Genomic DNA, 6,840 nt, shown 5'->3' on the forward strand with positions numbered 1-6,840 from the left:
CGCCGCGCGAACTCCTCCTTGGAGATGAAATGATAATGGATGCCGTCGGCCTCGCTCGACCGGCGCTCGCGCGTCGTCACCGAAATGGACAGACGCAGGTCGAGGTCCTGCTTCTGCAGCAGCAGGCGCGTCAGCGTGGTCTTGCCCGCGCCCGAGGGCGAGGAGAGAATGAGCATCAGCCCCCGGCGTCCGCCCGAGGCCCCCGTCGCCAAGCTTTCCATTGGTTCACTCGATATTTTGCGCCTGCTCGCGCAATTGCTCCACTTCGACCTTCAGTTCCAGGCCGATTGCCGTCAAGGCGGCGTCATTCGATTTCGCGCAGAGCGTATTGGTCTCGCGGCCGAATTCCTGCGCCAGAAAATCCAGCCGGCGGCCGACCGCGCCACCCTCGGCGAGCAATTTGCGCGCGGCGGAGACATGCGAGACCAACCGGTCCAGCTCCTCGCGAATATCGGCCTTGGCGGCCATCAGCATGGCCTCCTGGTGCAGGCGGGCCTCATCGAGCCGCCCGCTTTCGGCGATAAGCGAGAGGGCCGCGCGCAGGCGCTCGCGCACGGCGGCGGGATGGCGCGCCGGACAGAGATCGGCGGCCTTGGCGAGATCGCCGATGCGGTCGAGCCGCTGGTGGAGAAAAGCCGCCAGCGCCGCGCCCTCGCCGGAACGCATCGCGCCCAATTGCCGAAGAACGCGGTCGAGCCCGGCGAGAATATCCGTTTCCGCCGCGGCCAAAGCCTCGTCATTGTCCTCGGATTCGACCGTCTCGATCACGCCGCGCACGTTGAGCAGACCGTCGAGGCTGAGCGGGCCGATCGACTCCGGCCTTTTGAGATCGGCGAGCGATTCCATCAGATGGACCAGCAGATCGCGATTGAGCCGCGCCGAAACGGTCGAGCTCTCGCGCACCACCGACAGATTGGCGTAGCAAGCGCCACGCGTCAGGGCGGCGGAAATGCGCGTGCGGACCGGCTTGTCGAGCGCATCGAATCCGGGCGGCAGCCGCAGCCGCAGATCGAGCCCCTTGGAATTGACCGTCTTGATCTCCCAGCTCCAGCGATAGGGCGCGGAAAATCCCGCCTCCCTTGCGAAACCGGTCATGCTGGAAACCGCCATGTGAAATTCCCGCCCGCCGCTCAATCCGATGGCCCTGCCCGGCCACAGCGGCTCCTTCGGCTATAGCAGGATTCGACGGGAAAAAAGGAAGGATTTTCGGCCGCCGGCCGGAACCGCCCGCCAATTGCGCGACTCGCTGTAATTTCGCGACTTTCTCTAATTGCGCGATTTGGACGGCGCATCCGGCTTGGCGCCCGGCAGGTCGACTGATTTGGCGCTGTTGAGATCCCAGCTCTTATTGAGCAGCGGATCGAGCGGGGTGCCTTCGGCCGCGTCATAGATGCGCGGCTTGCCATTGGGCGCGGCATTGGCGATGGCGCCGCCGCCATTGCCCAGCGCGCTGGTTTCGACCGGCGCCGCCGGCCCGTCGAGATCGGCCGCCGCGACGGTTGTCCGACCGCCCCGTTCGGCCGGATTTGGCGCGCCGGGCGCCATCGTGTCCTCGGCCGGGCCGTCGAGATTGTTCTCCGCCTGCGTGACGCCGCCGAGTTGCACGTCGCCCAGCGCTTGCGCGAACTGGACGCCGCCGACCCCGCTCTGGGCCGGGATGAAATCCGCCAGCCTGACGGGCGCCGGCGACGCGCCGGGCAGGACGGGCGCGACCCGCGCAATGAAATCCGGATCGAGGTTGAGCCGCGCCGGCGAAGGCGCGCGCGCCTGATGACGCACCGCGAATTCGGGCTCGGTCGGCGCGAAGCCATATTGGCGATACGGGCCCAGCCACGCGCCCTTGTCCCGAGCGGGGGGCGTGGCCGGCGGCGGCTGAATTGTCGCTCCCGCCGGGGCCTGAGGCGCGCCGGGGGCGGCCGGCTGCGCGCCGCCGGGCTGCGCCGGGCCCTTGGGTTTGTTGGTCTGCTCGATCTGCCGCCAGCGCTGCACGTTGCGGTTATGCGCGTCGAGGCTGTCGGCGAAGACATGGCCGCCCGTGCCGTCGGCCACGAAATAAAGATCCTGTGTGCGCGACGGATTGGCCACCGCCTCCATGGCGGCGCGGCCCGGATTGGCGATCGGCCCCGGCGGCAGGCCGTCGATCACATAGGTGTTGTAGGCGCTCGCCGCGTCGATATCAGCGCGGGTGAGCGGGCGGCCCAGCGGCCCCTGCCCGCCGACCAGGCCATAGACGATGGTCGGGTCCGATTGCAGCCGCATGTGCTTGCGCAGGCGGTTGATGAAGACGGCGGCGACGCGCGGCCGTTCATCCGCCTTGCCGGTCTCCTTCTCGACGATCGAGGCGAGCGTGACCAGTTCGTAAGGCGAGGCCAGCGGCAGGTCGGAGGCGCGGCGGCGCCAGATTTCATCGAGCAGCGCCTTCTGGTCGTGGACCATTTTCTGCAGCAGCTTGTCGCGGCTGTCGCCGCGCTGGAACTTGTAGGTTTCCGGCAGCAGGGAGCCCTCGCGCGGCGTTTCGCGGATATCGCCGACGAGGAACTCGCTCTCGCGCAGGCGCTCGACGATCTGCTGGCTGGTCAGGCCCTCGGGAATGGTGAGGGAATGCAGGATCGCCTTGCCCGACACCAACGCGTCAATGACCTCCTGCAGCGAGGCGTTCTGCTTGAACAGATATTCGCCGGCCTTGAGCTTGGACCGCGCGCCTTCAACAAAGAGGGTCAAAGTGAACAGGAACGGGCTGTCGATGACGCCCTGCGTCTGGAGCTGATCGATGATCTGGTCGGAATCCGACCCCTGCTGGATATAGACCACCTTGTCGGCGGCGAGCGGCCCCGGCGCGCGCACGGCGCGGTCGGCGAAGACGACGCCGATCCCGGCCAGGATCGCCAGCGCCAGCAGGAAGGTCAGGAAGCCCGAAATGGCGCCGAGACGCGAGGGCTTGCGCTTTTTTTCCGGCGGCGGCGGCGGCGCGGCCTCCGGATGCAGCGCCTCCGACGGGCTCCGCGCGCCACGGCGGCCGAACAGGCTCGCGCCCGCGCCTTCCGGTCGAGCGGATTTCGGCGTGTCGTCGACGCCTAGCCCGGCTTCTTCAGGTTCGTCGCTCATGCCTTTGACGCGCCTTGTCTGGACCCGCCGCCCGAGCGGGGGGACAATTCCGGCAGTTTGCCGGAATTTATGGCAAAATCAGGATCGGTCAGGCGAAACGCCGCATGATGAGCGAAGCGTTGGTGCCGCCGAAGCCGAAAGAATTTGACAGCACAATGTTAATTTCTCGCGACCGGGGCTTGTGCGGCACCAGATCGATCGCCGTCTCGAAAGCAGGGTTGTCGAGATTGAGCGTCGGCGGCGCAAGCTGATCGCGCATCGCCAGAATCGAGAAAATAGCCTCGACGGCGCCAGCGGCGCCGAGCAGATGGCCGACCGAACTCTTGGTCGACGACATGGAAATCGTGCTGGCCGCATTGCCGACCACCCGCTCCACCGCCGCCAGTTCGATGCCGTCCGCCATGGTCGACGTGCCGTGGGCGTTGACGTAATCGATGTCGGCCGGGGTGATGCCGGCGCGCTTGATCGCCGCCTGCATGCAGCGGAAGGCGCCGTCGCCGTCCTCGGCGGGCGCCGTGATGTGATGGGCGTCGCCCGACATGCCATAGCCGATGACCTCGGCATAGATGTGGGCGCCGCGCGCCTGCGCGTGCTCCAGCGATTCAAGCACCACGCAACCGGCGCCCTCGCCCATCACGAAACCGTCGCGGTCGCGGTCATAGGGGCGCGAGGCCGCCGTGGGGTTGTCGTTGAAGGCCGTCGCCAGCGCCTTGCACGCGGCGAAGCCCGCGATGCCGATCCGGTTGCAGGCCGATTCCGCGCCGCCGGCGACCATGACTTCCGCATCGCCCAAAGCGATGAGGCGGGCCGCGTCGCCGATAGCGTGGGTGCCGGTCGAACAGGCGGTGACCACCGCGTGATTGGGGCCCTTGAGACCATGCATGATCGAGACATGGCCGCCGATCAGATTGATCAGCCGGCCGGGCACGAAGAAGGGCGACACGCGGCGCGGGCCTTTCTCCTGCAGCACGAGCGAGGTCTCGTAGATGCCGCCGAGGCCGCCGATGCCGGAGCCGATCAGCACGCCGGTCTCGATCTGCTCCTGATAGGTCTTGGGCGCCCAATTGGCGTCCTTGAGCGCCTGAGTCGCCGCCGCGACGCCGAAAATGATGAAATCGTCGACCTTGCGCTGTTCCTTGGGCTCCATCCACTCGTCGGGATTGAAAGCGTCCGGCGCCGAGTCCGGCTTTCCTGCGCGGGGAACCTGCATGGCGATCTGGCAGGGCAGGTCCGAGACCTCGAACCCCTCGATCCGTCCCGCGCCGCTCTCGCTGGCGATAAGGCGCTTCCAGCTTTCCTCGACGCCGCTGGCCAACGGCGACACCATGCCCAATCCGGTAACGACGACCCTGCGCATAGGCTCCCTCGGGCTTATTGCTCGCATCGCGCCAGAAGCGCGACTCTCTACCGATTCACGCGCCGGGATCGTCCGACGCCCCCAATGTCAATCGCGCGCGTTCGACGCCAGGCCGAACGCGCGCGAAAAATTCATCCTGTGCCGGGATCAGCCCTGGGCCGTGGCCTTTTCCAGGAATTTCACGGCGTCGCCGACGGTCACGATGGTCTCGGCGGCGTCATCGGGAATCTCGACGCCGAATTCTTCCTCGAAAGCCATGACCAGCTCGACCGTGTCGAGCGAGTCGGCGCCAAGGTCGTCGATGAAATTGGCGCTGTCGACCACCTTGTCGGCGTCCACGCCGAGATGTTCGATCACAATCTTCTTCACGCGCTCGGCGACATCGCTCATTTCTGGTTTCCTCGTTATCTTGAACTGACGGCGCGCCTAAGGGCCGAGGCGCGCGTAAGGGAGTGACGGACCGCCGCCGCGAACATTTCGTCTCGTGCGAAATCTCACTGGTTGGAACGCACAAACCGAGGCTTGCTAACATACTTCCGTCACGATTGCGAGGCCCCGCCCCCGTTTAACGCGCGGCGGCGCGGGCCTGGCCGCAACGCACTCAAATCATTGCCATTCCGCCGTTGACGTGGAGCGTCTGGCCGGTGACGTAGGCGGCTTCGGCGCTGGCGAGATAGACGCAGGCCGCGCCGATATCCCCGCCTTGTCCGAGATGGCCGGCGGGAATCGTCGCGAGAATGGCTTCCTTCTGTTTATCGGTCAACACGTCGGTCATCGGGCTGGCGATGAAGCCGGGCGCGACGCAATTGACCGTCACGTTGCGCGAGGCCACCTCGGCGGCGAGCGACTTGCTCATGCCGATCAGGCCGGCCTTGGAGGCGGCGTAATTGGCCTGCCCGCCATTGCCGGTGACGCCGACGATCGAGGTGATGTTGACGATGCGGCCGTAGCGGCGCTTCATCATGCCCTTGAGCACGGCGCGCGACAGGCGGAACGCCGAGGTCAGATTGACGGTCAGCACCGTCTCCCAATCCTCGTCCTTCATGCGCAGGAACAGGCCGTCGCGGGTCACGCCGGCGTTGTTGACCAGAATGTCGAGCGGGCCGGCGAGCGCCTCGGCCTCGGGGACGAGCTTTTCGACGGCTTCTGCGTCCGAGAGGTTGGCCGGCGCCACAAAAGCGCGGTCGCCCAGTTCCGCTGCCAGCGCGTCAAGCGCCTCGCACCGCGTGCCGGACAGCACGACTTTCGCGCCTTGCTGGTGCAGCGCGCGGGCGATCGCGGAGCCGAGGCCGCCGCTGGCGCCGGTCACAAGCGCGACGCAATTGCTCAGATCGAACATGAAAAACTCCGGATAAAGCATTATACAGTCAGCGAAAAGCTTTCGACCTCGGCCGGGATGCCGACATTCAGCGACCGCGCGCCTTCCGCCGTGCGCTTGACCAGACCGGCGAGAACCTTGCCCGCGCCGACTTCGACGAACAGATTGACGCCCTGCTTGTGCATGTAGCCCATGCATTCGCGCCAGCGGACCGCGCCGCAGACCTGAGCGACCAGCAGCTTGCGGATCTCGTCCGGGTCGCGCACGGGCGCGGCGGTGACATTGGCCACGACATCGACGACCGGCGCCTTGATTGTCGTTTCGGCGAGCGCGGCGCGCATGGCCTCGGCGGCGGGCGCCATCAAGGCGCAATGGAAGGGCGCGGAAACCGGCAGCAGCATGGCGCGCTTGATCCCGTTTTCCCGCGCGATTTCAATGGCCGCCTCGACCGCCTTTTTGGCGCCCGAGACGACGATCTGGCCGCCGCCATTGTCATTGGCGACCTCGCACAGGGCGCCGGAGGCGGCGGTCGCCTCGCCGGCGATCTTCTTGGCCTGATCGGGCTCGGCGCCGAGCAAAGCCGCCATGGCGCCCTCGCCGACCGGCACGGCCTTCTGCATGGCCTGACCGCGCAGGCGCAACAGCCGCGCGGCGTCGGACACGGTCAGCGCGCCGGCGGCGGCGAGCGCGGAATATTCGCCGAGCGAATGGCCGGCGACGAACGCCGCGTCGCGGGCGAGGTCCACGCCCTTTTCGGCCTCAAGCGCGCGCAGGGCGGCGAGGCTGACGGCCATCAAAGCCGGCTGGGCGTTGGCGGTCAGCGTCAGTTCGGCGGCCTCGCCCTCGAACATCAGGCTGGAAAGCTTTTCGCCGAGCGCCGCGTCCACTTCCTCGAACAAAGCGCGCGACGCCGGAAAGGCTTCGTAAAGCGCTTTGCCCATGCCAATCGCCTGAGAACCCTGGCCCGGAAAGAGAAATGCGACGGTCACTTGCGACTCTGCCTCGTTTTGCTTCAATTGGCGCTCGCCAATGGCGCCCCCCGCCGCGCGTGTCAAGGCAA

Annotated in this window: 6 protein-coding genes and 1 pseudogene; all 7 read right to left on the bottom strand. The window is 66.9% G+C overall.

Annotation, left to right across the window (positions count from 1 at the left end; translation table 11 throughout):
• Positions 1–221, bottom strand: a pseudogene (locus tag ACE3S9_RS12190) (guanylate kinase); the annotation flags it as partial.
• A 4-nt stretch (positions 222–225) separates the two neighbouring features.
• Positions 226–1,110 (bottom strand): YicC/YloC family endoribonuclease, encoded by an 885-nt coding sequence (locus ACE3S9_RS12195; protein ID WP_374546732.1) that lies wholly within the window; start codon positions 1,108–1,110, stop codon positions 226–228.
• A gap of 156 nt (positions 1,111–1,266) precedes the next feature.
• Positions 1,267–3,105 (bottom strand): endolytic transglycosylase MltG, encoded by a 1,839-nt coding sequence (gene mltG, locus ACE3S9_RS12200; protein ID WP_374546733.1) that lies wholly within the window; start codon positions 3,103–3,105, stop codon positions 1,267–1,269.
• A gap of 88 nt (positions 3,106–3,193) precedes the next feature.
• Positions 3,194–4,462, bottom strand: coding sequence for a beta-ketoacyl-ACP synthase II (gene fabF, locus ACE3S9_RS12205; protein ID WP_374546734.1), 1,269 nt, complete (start codon positions 4,460–4,462; stop codon positions 3,194–3,196).
• A 147-nt stretch (positions 4,463–4,609) separates the two neighbouring features.
• Positions 4,610–4,852: an acyl carrier protein gene (locus ACE3S9_RS12210; RefSeq protein ID WP_283364988.1), complete on the bottom strand. Its 243-nt coding sequence runs from the start codon at positions 4,850–4,852 to the stop codon at positions 4,610–4,612.
• A gap of 211 nt (positions 4,853–5,063) precedes the next feature.
• On the bottom strand, positions 5,064–5,801 hold the full coding sequence (gene fabG, locus ACE3S9_RS12215) for a 3-oxoacyl-[acyl-carrier-protein] reductase (RefSeq protein WP_374546735.1): 738 nt from the start codon (positions 5,799–5,801) through the stop codon (positions 5,064–5,066).
• A 20-nt stretch (positions 5,802–5,821) separates the two neighbouring features.
• The gene (gene fabD, locus ACE3S9_RS12220; protein WP_374546736.1) at positions 5,822–6,769 is read right to left on the bottom strand and encodes an ACP S-malonyltransferase; all 948 of its coding nucleotides are present in this window, start codon (positions 6,767–6,769) and stop codon (positions 5,822–5,824) included.
• Positions 6,770–6,840: the final 71 nt, after the last annotated feature.

Origin of the sequence: Rhodoblastus sp., assembly GCF_041915505.1 — a bacterium.
Lineage (GTDB): Bacteria > Pseudomonadota > Alphaproteobacteria > Rhizobiales > Beijerinckiaceae > Rhodoblastus.